Origin of the sequence: Sphingopyxis sp. JAI128, from assembly GCF_014207235.1 — a bacterium.
Taxonomy (GTDB): domain Bacteria; phylum Pseudomonadota; class Alphaproteobacteria; order Sphingomonadales; family Sphingomonadaceae; genus Sphingopyxis.
Window position 1 is genome coordinate 210,219 of record NZ_JACHDA010000002.1, and the last position, 18,431, is coordinate 228,649.

Here is an 18,431-nt window from a genome sequence, read left to right on the forward strand (position 1 = left end):
CCCGGCGCCCGCCGTGAGCTCTCGAGGTCCGGCGGGCGTCGCAATGTCATTCGGCTGGCGGAACCGCGCCGCGCGGTTGCTGTCGATAGACGCGAACATGCTCGACCTCGAAACGGATCGGGAAGATCGCATCGTCGACCTCGCCGCCCATCGCGCCGCCGACGGCAAGGTTGAGCAGCAGATATTGCGGCTCGCACTCTGGGCCCGGCTGGCGGAAGGCGCCGACGGCCCCGATGAGCTTGGCGCCGCGATCCAGCAGAACAGCGCGCCCCATAGGGCGATCATCGCCGGACGGGTCGCGATCACGGGCGAATGGAAGCTCGTACACATCAAGGGCATCGCCGCCGGGGCCTATCCGGCGGGCAAGACGAATGTCGCGCTGACGCTGGGCGACGCCGCGCGCACGATCGACTTGGGCCCAGCCTTCGCGATGAAGGCCGACTGAGCCGGCTCAGGCGGGCGACGACAGCTTCATCAGCACCAGCCCGCCCACGATCAGCAGCGCCGCGACGATGCGTGTCGCATTCGCCGCTTCGCCAAGAATGAAGATGCCGACGAGGAAGGCGCCGACCGCGCCGATGCCGGTCCAGATCGTATAGGCGGTGCCGAGCGGCAGCACTTTCATCGACAGCGACAACAATGCGAAACTCGCGATCATCGCCGCGATCGTGATCGCGGTCGGACCGGGGCGCGTGAAACCGTCCGACTGTTTCATCGCGAACGCCCATATGATCTCGAAAAGTCCAGCAATCGTCAGGTAAATCCAGGCCATGACCGCCTCCTTTCCAAAGGCTGCCGGGCCGTCCCGGACCTGAAAACCCGCGGCGGACGCGGGCGAGGACGTGGCCTCTTTCGGTTGCCGCGCCCCGATATCAGACGCGCCGCACCGGGCCAAGGAACAAGATCGGCCGTGGCAATAGCGGCGCTGAGCCGGGGAGCCTCAACGAATTTGCCGTTTTTCCAGCTTCCGTGCGAGGGTACGCCGGTGCATGCCGAGCCGCCGGGCGGTTTCGGAGATGTTGAAATCCGTCTCCACCAACACCTGGTGGATATGTTCCCATTCGACCGTCTTGATCGACGATGGGCGCGCATCGAGCGGCGTTTCGACATTGCCCTCGGACCGCTCAAACGCCGCCTCGATATCGTCGGTGTTCGAGGGCTTGGCGAGATAATAGGAGGCGCCGAGCTTGATCGCCTCGACTGCGGTCGCGATGCTGGCAAAGCCCGTGAGCACGACTATCCGCATCGCCGCATCGGCCGCGCGCAGCGTCTGCACGCACGCGAGCCCCGATGCGGCGCCCAGCTTGAGGTCGACGACCGCATAGCCAGGCCGGAAGGTCGGCAATATCGCGTCCATTTCTTCCGGACTATGCGCGACCTCGACCGCATAGCCGCGCCGTTCGAACGAGCGTTTGAGCGTCCGCGCGAAAGCCTCGTCATCCTCGATGATCAGCAAATGGCGCTGGTCGGTCATGCCGTCTCTCCGCCGGGACTCGCCAGCGCCGAAATGGGCAAGACAATCCGCACCAGCGCGCCGCCCGCATCGCGGTTGGACACGCTGGCGCCGCCGCCCATCTTGCGCAGCACATTGACGAGCAGGAACAGCCCCAACCCACCGCCGGGCCTTCCCTTGGTCGAGCGATAGGGCTGGCCGAAATTCCTGAGCATCTCGGGGCTGAAGCCCGGGCCCCGATCGGCGATCTCGATCACCAGCATATCGCCGTCGCGCGAGGTGGTGAAGCTGGTCCAGTCGGGTGACACCTCGGCCGCATTGTCGAGCACATTGCCGATCACCTGCCGGAGCGCCGGGTCGGACACGATCGCGACGTCGGCGCCGAACCGGTCGTTGAACTCGAGCGTGCCGGGGCGGCGCACGGCGCGCGTGTGCGCGGCAATCTCGTTGAACGCAGCGCGCATCGTTGTCAGTTGCGGCGCCTCCCCGCGCGCCTCGCCCGCCGACATCAAAATGCCGCCGACGATCGCCTTGCAGCGCTGGACCGCGGTGTGCATGTCGGCAAGATCCTCCTGCAATTCGCGGTCGTCCTTCAGCCGCGGCGCCGCCTTCCAGTCGCCGATCAGTACCGACAGCGTCGACAGCGGCGTCCCCAGTTCGTGCGCCGCGCCCGACGCGAGCAGCCCCATGCGGACGATATGATCCTCCTCCGCCGCACGCTGGCGGCTGGCCGCAAGCGCCGCATCGCTGTCGCGCAAATTGCGGCTGATCCGCGTCACGAAGGCGACGAGCAGCACCGCGATCAGCAGGAAACAGACGAAGCTGCCCTGCAAATAGAGCTTCATCGGGTCGGCCGCGTAAGGGGGGGGCAGCACCAGCGGCGTCGGATCGACGCGCAGCGCGGCGAGCGCCGCGAGCGCCGCCGCGACGATCGCCCACGACGAACGCGGGGTGAGCAGGATTGCGCCGATCACGACCTGGAGCAGGAAGAGCGAGGCGAAGGGATTGGCCAGCCCGCCGCTGTGATGGAGCTGCCAGCCGAGCGCCGCGACGTCGAACAACAGGACGGCGGTGAGTTCGGCATTGGTCACCGCGCGGCCGCGGCGCAGCGCCACGATACTCGCGAAATTGATCGCGATCAGCACGAGGATCGCGGCCAGCAGCGGGACGCGCGGCAAGGATATGCCCATCGGTCCGCTAACGATGCCGATCGTCGCAAGCTGTCCGCCGACGGCCAGCCAGCGCAGCTGGATCAGCAGCGTCATGTTGGGGCGCCCCGCGGGGGCTCTCGCGGGCGCGGCGGGCAGGATCGCCGGGTCGGTCATGCTTCCCGGATACGCCAGAGCCGCCACGCAAAAAAGAGGCTGAGCGCAGACAGTGCGAACCAGGTCAGCGCATAGACCATATGATGATCGCGAAAACGCACGACAGTCAGCCCGCCGACCGGGTAGCCGCCGGGGTTCGGCGCGGCGTCGGCATCGACGAAATAGGGCGCAGCCTTGCCGAGCCCCCTCGCCTTCGCAATTCCCGCCACGTCGCGCGAAAACCAGCGGCCGGCCGCCGGATCGTTCGAGCGCAGGAAGGCCCCGCCGGGCTCGGTCGCGCGCAAGAGGCCGGTCACCGTCACCGGCTCCGCGACTTGACCCGCCGCGCGCGTCTTCGCATCACGCCGGTCCTTGGGAACGAAGCCGCGATTGATCAGCAGCGTGAAATCCCGCGTTTCGAGCGGGGTCATCACCCAATATCCGGCGCCGCGTTCAGTCACCGCCTGCACCAGCGTCTCGCGATCGTGCCGGAATATTCCCGATGCGGTGACGCGCCGATAGGCGTCGTCCCTGGCGGTGACCGCGTTCCATCGATCCGGCCCCGGTGCCGCAACGGGTGGCGCATGTATGCGCGCATCGACCGCCGCGATCAGCTCGTGCTTCCACGCCCGCCGCTCGATCTGCCAGACGCCGAGCGCCGCGAGGCCGAGCGCCGCGATCAGCGCCGCGGCGGCAAAGGCCGCGCGGCGAGTGCGCGTCAAAGCACCTGACTCGCTGTCTGGCTGGTAGGCTCGTGCGGCATCGGCATCATGTTAGTGTTGAGATGATGCATCACCCACAGCGACCCCGCGAGCATGATCCCGACGACGATGACGGTAAAAACGAGCGAGGTCAGCGACCAGCCGCCCTCGGCCTTCGGCGTCATGTGGAGGAAGAAGATCATGTGGACGACGATCTGCACTACCGCGAAACCCATGATCACCGCGCCCGTCGTGCCCGCGCTCAGCGGCATCGTCATCACCAGCCAGAAAGGAATGGCGGTCAGGATCGCCGACAGCAGGAAACCGATGACATAGTCGCGCATCGACGCGTGCGGCATCTCGATCTCGTCATGACCGTGCGCAGCGTGGGGATCGGCGCTCATCGCAGCACTCCCATCAGATAGACAAAGGTGAAGACGCCGATCCACACGACATCGAGGAAGTGCCAGAACATCGAAAGGCACATCACGCGGCGCTTGTTCGCGGCGATCAACCCGTGCTTCGACAGCTGGACCATGAGCGTCACCAGCCAGATAATGCCGAAGGTAACGTGCAGCCCGTGCGTGCCGACGAGGGTGAAGAAGCTCGACAGGAAGGCGCTGCGCTGGGGCCCCGCGCCGATCTCGATCAGGTGGTGGAATTCGTAGAGCTCGATCCCGAGGAAGGCGAGCCCGAACAGCCCGGTGACGCCAAGCCAGAGCTGGACGCCCTTCACCTTGCCCTGCTGCATCTGGAGCACCGCAAAGCCATATGTGATCGACGAGAAGAGCAGCATTGTAGTGTTGAGCGCGATCAGTTTCAGGTCGAACAGATCCTTCGGCGCCGGGCCCGCCGCATAGCTGCCGCCGAGCACCGCGTAGCAGGCGAAGAGGATCGCGAAGATGAGGCAGTCGCTCATCAGATAGATCCAGAAGCCCAGCATCGTGCTGTGCCCCTCCGGGTGCGCATGCTCGTCGAGATCGTAGAAGGCGACGGGTTCGTCGGCGGTTATCGCATTGGCTGTCATGGTCTTGGCACTCATCGGGTCAGGCTCCGGCCGCCAGCTGGCGGGTCCGCGCTTCCTCGACCGCGATGACCGTCGCCTTCGGGATGTCGAAATCGCGCTTGTAGTTGAAGGTGTGGATGATCGCGCCGGCGACCACCGCGACGAAACTCGCCGCGACGAGCCACCAGATGTGCCAGACGAGCGCGAAGCCCATCACCAGGCAAATGCCCGACAGGATCATCCCCGCGCCGGTGTTGCTCGGCATGTTGATGTCGCGATAGCCGTCGGCCGGCCGCTGGTGCCCGCGCTTTTTCATGTCGTGCCAGGCGTCGAGGTCGTGGATCACCGGGGTGAAGGCGAAATTATAGTCGGGCGGGGGGGAACTGGTCGCCCATTCGAGCGTGCGGCCGTCCCACGGATCGCCGCTTTCCTCGGCAAATTCCTTGCGGCGCCAGATGCTGACCGCGAACTGCACCAGCATCGCGCCGATGCCCGCGGCGATGATCGCCGCGCCGACGCCGGCGATCACGAACCAGATTTGCAGGCTCGGGTCGTCGAACACGCGCATGCGCCGTGTCACGCCCATCAGGCCGAGGATATAGAGCGGGGTGAAGGCGACCCAGAAGCCGACCACCCAGCACCAGAAGCTGACCTTGCCCCAGAAGACGTCGAGCTTGAACCCGAACGCCTTGGGCCACCAGTAGTTGATCGCCGCGAAAAGGCCGAACAGCACGCCGCCGATGATCACATTGTGGAAATGCGCGATCAGGAACAGCGAATTGTGGAGCACGAAGTCGGCGGGCGGCACCGCGAGCAGCACGCCGGTCATGCCGCCGATGACGAAGGTCAGCATGAAGGCGATCGTCCACATCATCGGCAGTTCGAAACGGATGCGCCCGCGGTACATGGTGAAGAGCCAGTTGAAGAGCTTGGCCCCCGTCGGGATCGAGATCACCATCGTCGTGATGCCGAAGAAACTGTTGACGCTCGCGCCCGATCCCATGGTGAAGAAATGGTGCAGCCACACGATATACGACAGGATCGTGATGCACACGGTCGCATAGACCATCGAGGTGTAACCGAAGAGCCTTTTGCCCGAGAAGGTCGAGGTCACTTCGGAGAAGACGCCGAACAGCGGCAGCACGAGAATATAAACCTCGGGATGCCCCCAGATCCAGATCAGGTTCACATACATCATCGGCGACCCGCCGAGATCGTTGGTGAAGAAGTTGGTGCCGACATAGCGGTCGAGGCTGAGCAGAACGAGCGTCGCGGTCAGGATCGGGAAGGAGGCGACGATCAGGATGTTCGAGCAGAGCGAGGTCCAGGTGAAGACGGGCATCTTCATCAGCCCCATGCCCGGCGCGCGCAGTTTCAGGATCGTGACGATCAGGTTGATGCCAGACAGGGTGGTGCCGACGCCGGCTATCTGTAATCCCCATATATAATAGTCGACGCCGACATTGGGGCTGTAGGCGATGCCCGACAGCGGCGGATAGGCGAGCCAGCCGGTCTGGGCATATTCGCCGACGAACAGCGAGACCATCGTCAGCACCGCGCCCGACGTCGTCATCCAGAAGCTGAAATTGTTGAGGAAGGGGAAGCTGACGTCGCGCGCGCCGATCTGCAGCGGCACGATATAGTTCATGATCCCGGTGATGAACGGCATCGCGACGAAGAAGATCATGATGACGCCGTGAGCGGTGAACACCTGGTCATAATGATGCGGCGTCAGATAGCCTTCGGACCCGCCGAACGCCATCGCCTGCTGGAGCCGCATCATGATCGCGTCGGCAAAGCCGCGCAAGAACATGATGAGCCCCAGGATCATGTACATGATCCCGATGCGCTTGTGATCGACGGTGGTGAACCATTCGGACCACAAATAGCCCCAGAGACGATATTTGGTGATCAGGCCGAGTACGGCGATGCCGCCGAGGACGACGCCGATGAAGGTGACGACGAGGATCGGCTCGTGCAGCGGCAGCGCCTCCATCGACAGCTTGCCGAGGATCGGGCCGGTTTCGGGGGCAGGATGCGGGATGCTCATGATGATCTCGGGCTCGTTCAGGACAGCGGGCGGTCGGCGGCGGCGGGCGCGCGCAGCGCCGTGCGGTCGGGCCGGCCCGGGTGGGGCAGCCCCTCGCCCTTCAATTTCTCGGAGGCGACCGGCTTCGCGTCGGGGCGATCGGCGGGCATCACCGGCGCGCTGCAATAAGCCGCGACATAGCGCATGCCCCAACGCGCGACATCGACGGTGCCGCGTGCGGCGAACTTGTCATAGGTGACCTGCCGGACATTGCCGATGCCCGCGATGCCCGCGCCGCCGGCGGCATCGAGCGACATCATATCGTGCATGCACATCTTGCCGGGCTCGACGCACATGTTGACGACCGCGTCGAACAGTTGCGGATCGCTCGCGGCGAAGCGTCGCACGGGTTCCTTGTGCGTCGGCCTTTCGAGCTTCAGATAGGTATCGCGGCTAAGGTCGCCTTCGGCCGACGCCTTGGTCGCGGCAACCCATTGGTCGAACTCGCCCGTCGGCAGACTCTTCACCGCGAAACGCATGTTGGAAAAGCCCCAGCCCGAATAATTGGCCGAAAAGCCGGTATAGTCGCCCGTCTTGTCGAATACGCCGTGCAGCTTGGTCTCCATGCCGGGCATCGCATAGATCTGCCCCGCGAGCGCGGGCACGTAAAAGCTGTTCATCACCGAAGACGAGGAGATCCGGAACCGCACCGGGCGGTTCACCGGTAGCGCGAGCTCGTTCACCGTCGCGACCCCCTGTTCAGGATAGATGAACAGCCATTTCCAGTCGAGCGCGACGACCTGCACGTCGAGCGGTTTGACCTCGGCCGCGATGGGCTGGCCGGGGCCGGTGCGCGCGAGCGGGCGATAGGGATCGAGCAGATGCGTCGCGACCCACGTCACCGCGCCGAGGCAGATGATGATGAGCAGCGGCGCCGACCAGATGACAAGCTCGAGCTGGGTCGAATGGTCCCAGTCGGGCTTGTAGGTCGCTTCCTTGTTCGACGCGCGATATTTCCATGCGAAAAAGATCGTCAGCGCCATCACCGGCACGATGATCAGCAGCATCAGCACCGTCGACAGGACGATCAGATCGCCTTGCTGGCGCGCGACGTCCCCCGCGGGATCGAGCACGACCAGCCCGCAACCCGACAATAGAGGCAGCGCGGCGAGCAGCGGCACGAGCCGCAATCGGGCGGGAAAACGGGGGAGATTGCTTGGCATGATGCGCGCCTAACCCTCCATTGCTGCACTGCACATAGGACATTTTGTCCAATCCCGCGACCGCTCTTCATCGCGCAGGGGCATTTTCATTCGGGGCAATTTTGCCTTATGACCGACTCGTGCCGCCGCATCTTGCGCAAGCGACGGCGCCAGCTCAAGGATTGTTACCATGGCTGCCGACACCGTCCCCACCACCGAGGCCGAACGCGATGCCCGCGCCCTCCACGGCGCCGACGATGACGGCGGCAGCCACCGCATCGATCCCGCCGAGATCGCCATCGGCGTCATCATCGGGCGGACGTCCGAATTTTTCGACTTCTTCGTCTATGCCATCGCGTCGGTGCTGGTGTTCCCGAAGCTCGTTTTTCCGCACCTCGACCCGCTGACGGGCACGCTCTGGTCCTTCGCGATCTTTGCCCTCGCCTTCGTCTCGCGCCCCGTCGGCACGATCATCTTCACCGCGATCGACCGCGCCTATGGCCGCGGCGCCAAGCTGACGATCGCGCTCTTCCTGCTCGGCGGATCGACCGCCGCCATCGCCTTCCTGCCCGGATATGATTCGATCGGTATCGGCGCCGCGCTGCTGCTCGCGTTGTTCCGCATGGGCCAGGGCGTCGCGCTCGGCGGGTCGTGGGACGGTCTCGCCTCGCTGCTCGCGATCAACGCCCCCGAAAACCGCCGCGGCTGGTATGCGATGATTCCGCAGCTCGGCGCACCGCTGGGCCTGATCGTCGCCAGCCTGCTCTTCATGTTCCTGATCGCCGCGCTGCCGGCGGAGGATTTCCTAGCGTGGGGCTGGCGCTATCCCTTCTTCGTCGCCTTCGCAATCAACGTCGTCGCGCTGTTCGCGCGGCTGCGCATCGTCGTGACCCCCGAATATGCCGAACTGTTCGAGAACCGCGCGCTCCAGCCCGCGCCGCTGCTCGAAACGGTGCGGTCGGAATGGAAGACGATCGTCATCGGCACCTTCGCCCCCCTCGCCAGCTTTGCGATGTTCCACATGGTCACCGTCTATCCGCTATCGTGGGTGTTCCTCTTCACTGACGAGACCCCGGTCCGCTTCCTGATGATCGAGGCGATCGCCGCGGTGTTCGGGGTCGGCGCGATCGTCGCGTCGGGCTATCTTGCCGACCGCATCGGGCGCCGCACGCTGCTCGCCGCGACCGCCGCCGCGATTGCGGCGTTCAGCGGCTTTGCGCCGCAGTTGCTCGATGCGGGCGAACTTGGCGAAGCGACCTTCATGATCCTCGGCTTCCTCCTCCTCGGCCTCTCGTTCGGACAGTCTTCGGGCGCGCTGTCGTCGAACTTCCAGCCGCGCCACCGCTACACCGGATCGGCCTTCACCTCGGACCTCGCCTGGCTGTTCGGCGCGGGCTTCGCGCCGATGGTCGCGCTGTGGCTGTCGAGCCAGTTCGGGCTGATCGCCGCGGGCGGCTACCTGCTCTCGGGCGCGATCGTCACGCTCGTCGCGTTGTGGCTCAACCGCGAACTCGCAAGCACCATCGACTGATCGCGGACAGTGTGGGGCCGGCGAAGCCGGCCTGTTCACGATCGACGGGATCGAAGGTGGCGTGCTTGTCAAAGCCGCGGCGCGCCATTATCCAACGCGCTTCCTGTTCCGGGCAGCCTGACCAGCGCACGCCTTTCGTCAAAGATTGTTTCCGCTGAATCCCGTTCCAGCCACTCCCCACGACGAACAGCTCAGCATCGGGATGGGCCGCCGCGCGCTCGCCATCGCCCTGTCGCTGCTGATCCCGGCGCTGATGCTGGTCCTGCTGCTGTCGTTCCGGCTCGAACCGCCGCCGATCGAGAAGCAGGCGAGCATGAGCGTCGTGAGCATCGAAGCGGGCAGCGCGCCCGATCCCGCGCCCGAAGCCGACAGCGCGCCCGAACCGAGCGACGCGGCGATCACGCCGCCGCCCACCGCGCCGGCCGCCGCGCCGCCTCCCCCGCCAACGCCCGCGCCCGCCGCCGCACCGAAGATTCCGCCGCCGAGCGCGGCACCGCCGCCCCCGCCCGGCGCGACACGCCCCCCGAGCGGGCGCGTCTACGGCCCGCCGAATATCATCGGCAGCCGCTCGTCATCCTTTGCCGATTCGGAACGGGTGGGAACGGCACCGAATGGCGAGGCACTTTATGCGGCGCGCTGGTACCGCGAACCGAGCGATGACGAGCTGAGCGGCTATCTGTCGACCGCGAGCGGGCCCGGCTGGGGGCTGATCGCCTGCCGCACCGTGTCCGATTACCGCGTCGAGGATTGCGTCGCGCTCGACGAATATCCGAACGGGTCGCAGATCAACCGCGCGGTGCTGGCGGCCGCCTGGCAGTTCAGGGTGCGCCCGCCGCGCATCGGCGGCAAATCGCAGGTCGGCGCGTGGGTGCGCATTCGCATCGATTACGACATCCACAGCGGGCGCGGCTAGGCCTGGCCCCGCCGGCTGCGGTGCCCGCGTACCCCATGCATGGCGGCCATTTTCGCCTTGGATCGGACGGAATGATATCTTATATCATTTCCGATGCCGCCGAGTACCGACCTCCGCCCGCCCGCTTCCGGACTCTTCCGCGAAATCGAAAGAATCCACGGCGATCGCCCGTGGGGAGCGTTCCTCGACGCCGGCACGGGCACGCATTCGATCGGCTGGGTCGGATCACTCGCGACCGACCGCTGGACCGCGGTGAGCGGCGCCGAAGCGCATGCCGCGCAAACGGCCGATGCGATTGTAACAAAGCGCCGGCCGGCCGACCGGATCGTCGTCGGCAACTGGGCCGATCCCGCGCTACTCGCGGGCGAGCGGTACGACACCGTTCTCGCCGACTATCTGCTCGGTGCGATCGACGGCTTTGCCCCCTATTTCCAACACCGGCTTTTCGCGCGGCTGCGGTCGCTGGTTGGACGGCGGCTCTATGTCGTCGGGCTCGAGCCCTATGTCGTTGGCGAACCCGACAGTGCGGAAGGGCGGCTCGTCTGGGAGATCGGGCGGTTTCGCGACGCCTGCCTGCTGCTTGCCGGCGAACAGCCCTATCGCGAATATCCGTCGCAATGGGCGGTCGATCACCTTGAGGCGTCCGGGTACCGCGTCATTACCGCCAAGCGATACGCGAACCGCTACAAGGAGCGTTTCGTGAACAGCCAGATCGACATGTGCGCCCCGCGGCTCGCCAAGATCGCCGACCGGGGCCTCGCCAAGATGCTTGCCGCGCGCGGAGAGGCACTGCGCGCCGAAGCGCTGGCGCTTGTCGCCAGCGCGAACGGGCTGCGCCACGGCTTTGACTATATATTGGCGGCCGAACCCGCGTGACAAATTCGGCGGAAGGAGGGGCGCGGGACTGAACGCCCCTCCTTCCGGCCGCCCCCTTTGGCCTAAAAGCCGGTCCGCAGTCCGAAGACGAAATTGCGCCCGCGCAGCGGCGACGCATTTTTGATGAACGACGCGTGGCTATAGGCAAGCTCGTTGGTCAAATTGGTCGCGCGCACGAACAATTCGGTATCGGCCTTCGGGCCGAGATCGATCTTGTAGGCGAGCGTCGCGTTGAGCATGTCATAGCCCGGCGTCCGTGTCTCGAAGTCCGCGATCCGGTCCTGCTCGAAGACATGATAATATTCGACGTCGCCCGACAAGGCCCCCCAGCGCCCGTCGGCGCGCGCGCCGAGCCGGCCGGCGGGAATGCGGGGCAGATTGCCGAGCCCGTCCTTGAACTTCGCGCGGACATAATCGCCGAACAGCGACACGCCGACATCGCCGAAATCATGCCGCACTTCGCCATCGACCCCGGTGAAGGTCGCGTCGGCCGCCTCATATCGGATGAGACGGAAGTCCTCGAACTGGTCGAGCGTGTGGGCGAAGATATAGTCGTCGAACGATTGATGATAGGCGCCGATGGTGAAGGTCGTCGCCCCTTTGGTTTTGCGGAAGGTCAGGTCAACCGACCTGCCCGTCTCCTTGCCCAGCGTCGCCGTGCCGAGTTCATAGGTGTTGGTCGCGAGGTGGATGCCGCGCGCATAAAGCTCCTGCACATTCGGGGCGCGCTGCGAGCGCGCGAGCGACAGCGCCAGCGAATAGTCGCCGCCGATGTCCCAGACCGCCGCGCCCGAGATCGAGAAGGGCTTGTGGCTGACCTCGCGGTTCAGGGTCGTCGCGATCTTCTGCCATTCCTGTCGCGCCGCCAGCTCGAAACGCACCGGCCCCGCCGTCAGCGTTTCCATCAGGAACAGCGCGGTGCTCCGCGTCTCGCTTTCGGGCAGGAACGCCTCTTCGCCGAGCGCGCTGAACTGGCTTTCCGAATGCTGGACCCCGAAGGCACCGCGCAGCGGGCCGATCGGCTTGTGCGCCAGTTCGAAGCGCAATTCGTGCGCCTTGTTCTTGAACGTCGTCGCGACCTCGTCATGCTCGATCTCGTCATGCTCGTAATCGGTGAACGACAGCCGGAAACGCACCTTGTCGAAGCCTGGCAGCGGATCTTCATATTCGCTGCGGATATCGAAACGCTCGCTGCGCAGTTTCACAAAGGGCACGTCCTCATGCTCATGATCGTGATCATGGCCGTGGTCGTGATCCTCGTCGTCATGGCCGTGGCCGCCGCAGTGCAGGCTGCTGCCGTGCGGGTGGCAGTCTTCATATTCATGGGCGTGCCCCGGCAGGCCATATTCGCTGCGCTGGCGCGTATAGGCGACCCCCAGATAGCCGCCGCTGCCGACCCATGAGCCGCCGACGGTGAAGGTTGATGTGTCGTTGTACGACCCGTCGACATGGCGTTCACCGAACCCCTTGGGCACGCGATAATCGTTCGACGAGCGGTGGACCCCCTCGACGCGGAGCGCCAACCCCTGCCCGCCGACGGTGATTCCGCCGACCAGCGAGCGTTCGTCGTCGGCGGTGCCGAGGCGGCCCTCGACCATGCCCGCGACGCCGCCGTCGGGGATCGACGTCGGGACTTTCTCGTCGAGCAGGTTGATCGCGCCGCCGATCGCGCTGCCGCCATAGAGCAGCGCCGACGGGCCGCGCAGCACCTCGATCCCGCGCAGCAGCAGCGGCTCGGTCGTCACCGCATGGTCGGGCGAGATCGCCGACGCGTCGTGGATACTGGCGCCATCGGACAGCGCCTGAACGCGCGGCGCGGTCTGCCCACGAATGACCGGCCGGCTTGCACCGCCACCGAAATTGTCGAAGTTTATGCCGGGCTGGCCGGCCAGCGTATCGCCGAGCGTCGCTTGACGGCGATGGACCAGTTCATCGCCCGACAGGGTGATTACCGGGGTCGCGGCCTCGTCGGCTTTCAGTCCCAGCACGGTTGCGGTCACGACGATCTCCGGGTCCGCGCGCGTCCCGGCCTGCATGAAGGCGGTCGAGGCGGCTTTCCGGTTCTCGGCGGGAAGGATTTCGCCAGCCATGGCGATTTGCGGCAAGGCAACCGGAACGGCAGCGGACAACAGAAGAGCACGAAAAGTCACAAAAACCCCTTTCATCTTGAGAGGCAGGCCCTATAGGATATGTTATATCATGACTCAATAGTTTTTGGTTTTCACTCTGGAAATTCGATGATGAACGCTCTTCCCAAACCTTCTCGATCGACAGTCCGCGCGGCCGACGGCGTCGAGAGCGCAGCGCTCTCGACCTCGCTGCTCTGTCTCATGCATTGCCTCGCGCTGCCGCTGCTGCTTGTCCTGCTTCCCACCGCCGCCGACGCCTTCGTGCGGTCCGAGGCTTTTCATTATGTCGCGGTCGGCCTTGCGGCGCCCTTCGCGTTGCTCGCCTTCGCGCTCGGCTTTCGTCGCCATGGCGAGGTGCGTCCGGCGCTGTTCGGCGCCGCCGGCATCGGCTGCCTGCTGGTCGCGCTCTTCCCCGGCATCGACCATGGCGCGTCGATCGCGATCACCATCACGGGCAGCCTGCTTCTCATCGCCGGACATCTGATCAACTGGAGGCTGCGCCGCCATGCGACCTGAGTTGCTTGCCGACGGCTGGCGACGCGAGACAGACCGGGCATCCGGCGCCTCGCTCGTTTATCGCCAGCCCGCCGATCTCGATCGCTGCGTGATGGACCAGTTGCACGCGAGCAATCACCCGCTCGGCGCATACGAGATCGCGCGGCAGAGCCGCCAGGCCGGGTCTCCGCTCGCGCCTAACCAAGTCTATCGCATCCTCGATCGCCTGCTCGAACGCGGCGAAGTGCGCCGCGTCGAACTGCTGTCGGCCTATACGCCGGCGCAGGACGACAAGGTTGGGTTCGCCGTGTGCAAGAACTGCGGGTCCGTCACGTCATTCGAGACCGAAGACCTCGCCGAAGAACTGGACCAACTATGCCGCGCGCGCGGCTTCGAACCGGCGACCCCGATTCTCGAAGTGTCGGGGCTCTGCCCCGAATGCCGCGCGCGACGTGCGGGTGCGCCGCCGATGCGACGCGTGCGCGGGATGGCGATGCTGTTCGCGCTGCTTTCGCTTGCCGGGGGATCGGCGCTCGGCATCGCAGGGACCGATCCCCCAATTGCCGCCGAAAGCGAAAAATCCGGTCGGACCCGGCTTCTGGAAGGCACGCCTGCATGATGATGCTCCAATTTCCTCGCGTTTTGATCGCGGGCAATGCCGGGAGCCTCGCCGCGATCCGCGATCCCGACATCTCGATCGCCATCTGGGAACGTACCGTACAGCCGGCCTTCGCGGGTCTGCTCTCGTCCCGTTTACTCCCGATCCAGATGACCAGCGACATCGGCGATCTGGCGGCGGCGTTGACGCACGCGACGCAAGCCGCCGGCTATCCGGCCGGCGGCATCCGCGCCGCGCTGGAGGCCGATATCGTCGATCTCGCCTCCCGCTTCGCCTCTATCATGCGTATCGACCGGCTCGACATCAGGCTCGACCGGATCACCGGCGATGCATGCCGCAAGTTCCACGCCGACTATGTCCTTGCGCGGCTCATCACCACCTATGCCGGGCGCGGAACGCAATGGCTCGACGGCGAGAGCGCCGGGAATTGCGACTGCGCCGCGCCGCACGACGTGCGCGAAATGCGCGCGGGCGACGTCGCGATCCTCAAGGGGCGAAACTGGGACGAGGAACGCGCCGCAATCCATCGTTCGCCACCGATCGCCGGCACCGGCGAGGAACGACTGCTGCTCACCATCAGCCCGGAAAGACCGGCCAACTGACATTCACCGACAGCGGGATTTATGTACCATCGTTACGGCCTGCTTGTCGGGGCCGCCATGCTGGCAATGCTGCCGTTCGAGGGCGAACTGATACAACAGCTATTATGACGGCACCGACAGTCTTTGGCACAACTAGGGTGCATCCTGCGCTGGCGCCCTTCGCCCGACATCGAGATCATGCCCTTCTATTCACGGTCCGAGGTCCGGGGCGACGAGGCGGGGCCGCTTTATATTCCCGCCGGCGCCTATCTGCCCCCGCGCGTCCCGCAGCGCCGCTACGACGGACCCGGCCGGGCCGACTACCACAGCGTTGCGGCGCTGAAGGGCCTGCTGCTCTCGGTCGCGCCGGGCGCCGACTGGCTGGTGCGCGGCGGCCTGTTCCGCTCGCTCTACGACGACACGATCGGGACGCTGACGCTGCGCGGGCGCAATCTCACCAATGCCTTTTATGCCGACTAGTCGGGCTATGCCTCGTGTCTCGTGTTCGTCGGCGCCCCTCGCGGCGTCGAACTGGCCTTCACGAAACACTTCTGATCCCCTTCCGCCGCCAGGGACGGGCACCTGGCGGCGGACGATTCGATCAGCGTTGCGGGAGATCCTCGAACTTCGGCGCCTCGTCGAAATCGGCTTTCCCGAACGGGCGATCATAGAAAAGATAGCCGTAGTAGAAAGTTCGCAGCCGCTTGTGGAACGCCCGGATACGGTCCTGATAGGCGATCTGCGCGGCAAGATCGGTGTTCGCAAGCCGCGTCAGCAACGCCTGGACGCCGACCGATGGTAGCACCCAGCCGAGCGCCCGCCCGGCGGCGTCGCGCGTCTCCAGCCCGTGGCGATAGGCGCGGACCTGCTCCGCCACGCTCTCGTCGCCATTCTGATGGAAAGCGAGATACCATTTATAATGAAACTTGATCCCGAGCGGGGCCGAGTCGGCATATTGCGGATGATTGGCGTAGAAGCGCCGCATCGTTTCCTCGCGCGGCGTTTCCCATGCGGCATGCACGATTTCGCGATGCGCCAATGCAATCTCTGCGCCCTGATTCACCGGCACCGCCTGATTGATGGCGACATTGGCGAGCGTGGGCAGAATCAGCACCAGGATCAGCCATGTAGCGGCCAGCGTCGCCGCATTGGCGACCGAACTCAAGCGCAACCGCGCAACCAGCGCAGCGAGCCCGATCCAGAAGAGGAGATAGGCGGCGATCACGAACAGCAAGAGGATGATCACGGGAGCCGCGACGCCCTCGATGGCGGCCGCGACGGTGAACGGCAGCGCCAGCATCAGCCAGAGCAGAGCCAGCCGCAGCAATGTCCGCCGGCGCCACAGGGCGCGCCCGCCCTTCGCCAGCGCTTCGAGCGCCCGCTCGCGTCCGGCCTCGCGTTCGCTCGAGACGAGGTCGTGAAACAGCGCGATCACGAACAACGGCGCAAGGAACACGAGGACGAAGGCGAAGTCGAAACGTCCCGGCAGCGCCAGTTCGGGGTTGAAGGTATCGCCGTCGTATATCTGCGCTTCCAGACCCAGCGAGCGCACGCGCAACATATAGGGCGCGACATCGCGCATGCCGAGCGCGGCAAAGGCGAGCGGCGCGGGAGGATCCCAGGTCGGATGGAAGCTGTAATAGGCGGCCTGCCCGGCATTCTTGTCCTTGTCGATCCAGGCCGCGATCGCACCGATATCCTCGGCCTGGGCCGCCGGAATCGCCGCGATGGCGGCCCGCTGGCGGCCGACCTCCATCATTCCGGCTCCAAGCGCCGCGATGGTAAGCAGCCCGAGCAGCGCAAGCGCAATCAGGGTGAGACGTTGCCGAAGCAGCAGGCGAAGTTCGTGCGCGACGAGGCTCATCGGCGGGCTCCCAGGCGACGTGTCGAGATAATGAGGAGAACCGACGCAGCGGCCAGCCAAGCGAGGATGATCGCAAGGCCCGGTAGCGCGCCGCGCGCCAGATCCGTGCCGGTGGGCGCGCGGAAGGCGAAATCTGGCATGGCCGTCCAATTGCTTGCCGCCACACGCTTGCGGCGGTCGGCGTCGGCATCCTCGGCGCGCTCGTCGGCGTAGCGGACGCTATTGGCCTGAAGCCGGTTGAGCCGCTGGACCAGATTGTAGCGATAGGCTTCCGCTTGTTCGAGGAAGCGGCGGTGGCCCGCGAAATCGGTACCCGCCGCGGCCATCGAGAGCGAGCGGATCGCGATCGCGGGGCTGAGAAGCCCGGCCCCTTCCACCAGACTATTCTGCCTTTCCTGCGCCCTGTAACTCTCGCTCGCATAACGGTCGAACAGCTCGGACGACATCCGCTCGCCTTCGATCGCAAGCACGCCCGAATAATTGACGGGCAGATCCTCGACCCGCTTGACGCCATAGCGATCGAGAATCTTTTGCTTGAATTCGGCAAAGTGAGGGTCGTCGGGATTATGGCTGTCGCCCATCTGCCGGAGGTCGCGCGCGATCGCAACGTCGGTCTGCAACCGGTTCTCGAGCGGGATGGCGGCATTTGCAACGTCGGGCGCAACGCGCGGCAACAGCACGACCAGAACCGCCCACAGCGCGACGAGCGCGAGCAAGGCATCGCGGCTCCGCCGAACCAGGACCGAAACAAGCAGAATGACGATGACCCACAACGCCAGATACGCGAAATAGCCGACCGCGATCATCAGCATCGGCAGGGCCAGGGCGCCGGGCTGCCCCGCGATCAAGACGAAGCCGATCATCGCCGGCAGCCCCGCAAGCATCGCGACCGTTCCCAGCGCAAGAAACTTGCCACCAACGACCTGCCTGCGACTGACACCTTGCAACATCAGCAGCCGAAGCGTGCCCCGCTCGGTCTCGCGCGCAAGCGCACCGTAGCCGAGGAAGATTGAGCGTCGGAACCGGAAAGCGTCCATAGACGGGCTCGAGAATGTCGATCTCGAAACCCTGCTGCGCCGTCGGAGAGGTCGAAAGCAGCGGCGCCCGATAGCCGAGCACGAAGAGGTCGCTTTCGAATATATCGCGATCGGCGCCGACGATCACATGATGCAGGCCGAACCGACTGTCGAACCGTCCGCTCAATTCGCCCCGGAACACGCGATGATCGCCATCATATTCGCGATAGCGGACCTCGCGGGTCAGGCTGCGGCCATCGACGAAGAGACGCTGCCGGGGGGCGGCGAGCTCGGCATCGGCGGAGCTTCCCTTGAGCTCGGTATCGCGCAGGCCGATGCCGACGAGCAGGCTCCAGTCCGCCGAAAAATCATGTTGCAGGGAAAATTGGTGGCCGGTCGCGGTCGCGACGTTCGGGCCGAGACCGGGTTCGCCGAGGAACCGGCTCCGCGGCACGGTTTTCAGATTGTCGCCCAGGGCGAAAACGCCGCGATCGAGCGGCACCTCCTGACGCGTCGCCTCCAGTTCGTAGATCAGGCTGGTGCTCGGACCGAAACGAAACAGGACGGAAGGAAATATGCCGTAACGCTCGGTCTTGATCGTGTCGCGGAAACTATCGGCGGCCTCATAGAATCCGACGAACCGCACTGCGGCGAAATCGGTCGCGGGTAAGTTCATATCGCCCTCGACACGGCGGAAGTCGTAACTGCCGTA

Annotated in this window: 18 protein-coding genes and 1 pseudogene; 8 read left to right on the forward strand and 11 right to left on the reverse strand. The window is 65.4% G+C overall.

Annotated features, from left to right (window positions below):
- The first annotated feature begins 43 nt into the window (after positions 1-43).
- A complete protein-coding gene (locus tag HDC35_RS04940) occupies positions 44-445 on the forward strand; it encodes a hypothetical protein (RefSeq protein ID WP_184644312.1) in 402 nt (133 codons plus the stop codon).
- A gap of 6 nt (positions 446-451) precedes the next feature.
- Here the strand turns inward: HDC35_RS04940 and HDC35_RS04945 are convergent, their stop codons facing one another.
- The 8 genes from HDC35_RS04945 to cyoA form a co-directional block, all read right to left on the reverse strand.
- Entirely contained in the window at positions 452-772 is a 321-nt protein-coding gene (locus HDC35_RS04945; protein WP_184644314.1) for a multidrug efflux SMR transporter, read from the reverse strand.
- Between the two features lie 168 nt (positions 773-940).
- The gene (locus HDC35_RS04950) at positions 941-1,474 is read right to left on the reverse strand and encodes a response regulator transcription factor (protein ID WP_184644316.1); all 534 of its coding nucleotides are present in this window, start codon (positions 1,472-1,474) and stop codon (positions 941-943) included.
- Positions 1,471-2,778: an ATP-binding protein gene (locus HDC35_RS04955; protein ID WP_184644318.1), complete on the reverse strand. Its 1,308-nt coding sequence runs from the start codon at positions 2,776-2,778 to the stop codon at positions 1,471-1,473. The genes HDC35_RS04950 and HDC35_RS04955 overlap by 4 nt, the downstream gene beginning before the upstream one ends.
- A complete protein-coding gene (locus HDC35_RS04960; protein ID WP_184644320.1) occupies positions 2,775-3,479 on the reverse strand; it encodes an SURF1 family protein in 705 nt (234 codons plus the stop codon). The genes HDC35_RS04955 and HDC35_RS04960 overlap by 4 nt, the downstream gene beginning before the upstream one ends.
- A complete protein-coding gene (gene cyoD, locus HDC35_RS04965; RefSeq protein ID WP_184644322.1) occupies positions 3,476-3,862 on the reverse strand; it encodes a cytochrome o ubiquinol oxidase subunit IV in 387 nt (128 codons plus the stop codon). Before cyoD ends, HDC35_RS04960 begins: the two co-directional genes overlap by 4 nt.
- Positions 3,859-4,485, reverse strand: coding sequence for a cytochrome o ubiquinol oxidase subunit III (gene cyoC / locus HDC35_RS04970; protein WP_184645195.1), 627 nt, complete (start codon positions 4,483-4,485; stop codon positions 3,859-3,861). The genes cyoD and cyoC overlap by 4 nt, the downstream gene beginning before the upstream one ends.
- 19 nt (positions 4,486-4,504) lie before the next feature.
- Positions 4,505-6,514, reverse strand: coding sequence for a cytochrome o ubiquinol oxidase subunit I (gene cyoB / locus HDC35_RS04975; RefSeq protein WP_184644324.1), 2,010 nt, complete (start codon positions 6,512-6,514; stop codon positions 4,505-4,507).
- A gap of 17 nt (positions 6,515-6,531) precedes the next feature.
- On the reverse strand, positions 6,532-7,716 hold the full coding sequence (gene cyoA, locus HDC35_RS04980) for a ubiquinol oxidase subunit II (protein WP_184644326.1): 1,185 nt from the start codon (positions 7,714-7,716) through the stop codon (positions 6,532-6,534).
- A gap of 169 nt (positions 7,717-7,885) precedes the next feature.
- On the opposite strand from cyoA, the gene HDC35_RS04985 reads away from it, so the two are divergent.
- The 3 genes from HDC35_RS04985 to HDC35_RS04995 all read left to right on the forward strand — a co-directional run bounded on the left by HDC35_RS04985 (position 7,886) and on the right by HDC35_RS04995 (position 11,015).
- The gene (locus HDC35_RS04985; protein WP_184644328.1) at positions 7,886-9,226 is read left to right on the forward strand and encodes an MFS transporter; all 1,341 of its coding nucleotides are present in this window, start codon (positions 7,886-7,888) and stop codon (positions 9,224-9,226) included.
- 145 nt (positions 9,227-9,371) lie between these two features.
- On the forward strand, positions 9,372-10,139 hold the full coding sequence (locus HDC35_RS04990; RefSeq protein WP_260397538.1) for a hypothetical protein: 768 nt from the start codon (positions 9,372-9,374) through the stop codon (positions 10,137-10,139).
- Positions 10,140-10,232: 93 nt separating this feature from the next.
- A complete protein-coding gene (locus tag HDC35_RS04995; RefSeq protein WP_184644329.1) occupies positions 10,233-11,015 on the forward strand; it encodes a class I SAM-dependent methyltransferase in 783 nt (260 codons plus the stop codon).
- Between the two features lie 62 nt (positions 11,016-11,077).
- Here HDC35_RS04995 and HDC35_RS05000 read toward each other — a convergent pair whose 3' ends face one another.
- Entirely contained in the window at positions 11,078-13,165 is a 2,088-nt protein-coding gene (locus tag HDC35_RS05000; protein ID WP_311770715.1) for a TonB-dependent receptor domain-containing protein, read from the reverse strand.
- An 87-nt stretch (positions 13,166-13,252) separates the two neighbouring features.
- On the opposite strand from HDC35_RS05000, the gene HDC35_RS05005 reads away from it, so the two are divergent.
- The 4 genes from HDC35_RS05005 (at position 13,253) to HDC35_RS05020 (ending at position 15,319) form a co-directional block, all read left to right on the forward strand.
- Entirely contained in the window at positions 13,253-13,660 is a 408-nt protein-coding gene (locus HDC35_RS05005) for a MerC domain-containing protein (protein ID WP_184644332.1), read from the forward strand.
- Positions 13,650-14,258 (forward strand): Fur family transcriptional regulator, encoded by a 609-nt coding sequence (locus HDC35_RS05010; RefSeq protein ID WP_184644334.1) that lies wholly within the window; start codon positions 13,650-13,652, stop codon positions 14,256-14,258. The genes HDC35_RS05005 and HDC35_RS05010 overlap by 11 nt, the downstream gene beginning before the upstream one ends.
- Positions 14,255-14,860 carry a DUF1826 domain-containing protein gene (locus HDC35_RS05015; protein WP_184644336.1) on the forward strand — a complete coding sequence of 202 codons (606 nt, stop codon included), beginning with the start codon at positions 14,255-14,257 and terminating at the stop codon, positions 14,858-14,860. Before HDC35_RS05010 ends, HDC35_RS05015 begins: the two co-directional genes overlap by 4 nt.
- A gap of 177 nt (positions 14,861-15,037) precedes the next feature.
- Positions 15,038-15,319 carry a hypothetical protein gene (locus tag HDC35_RS05020; RefSeq protein WP_184644337.1) on the forward strand — a complete coding sequence of 94 codons (282 nt, stop codon included), beginning with the start codon at positions 15,038-15,040 and terminating at the stop codon, positions 15,317-15,319.
- A gap of 121 nt (positions 15,320-15,440) precedes the next feature.
- Here the strand turns inward: HDC35_RS05020 and HDC35_RS05025 are convergent, their stop codons facing one another.
- Both HDC35_RS05025 and HDC35_RS19810 read right to left on the reverse strand, forming a co-directional pair.
- The gene (locus HDC35_RS05025; RefSeq protein ID WP_184644339.1) at positions 15,441-16,703 is read right to left on the reverse strand and encodes a DUF3526 domain-containing protein; all 1,263 of its coding nucleotides are present in this window, start codon (positions 16,701-16,703) and stop codon (positions 15,441-15,443) included.
- Positions 16,700-17,713: pseudogene (locus HDC35_RS19810) on the reverse strand (ABC transporter permease); the annotation flags it as partial. The gene HDC35_RS05025 and the pseudogene HDC35_RS19810, both read right to left, overlap by 4 nt.
- Between the last annotated feature and the right edge of the window lie 718 nt (positions 17,714-18,431).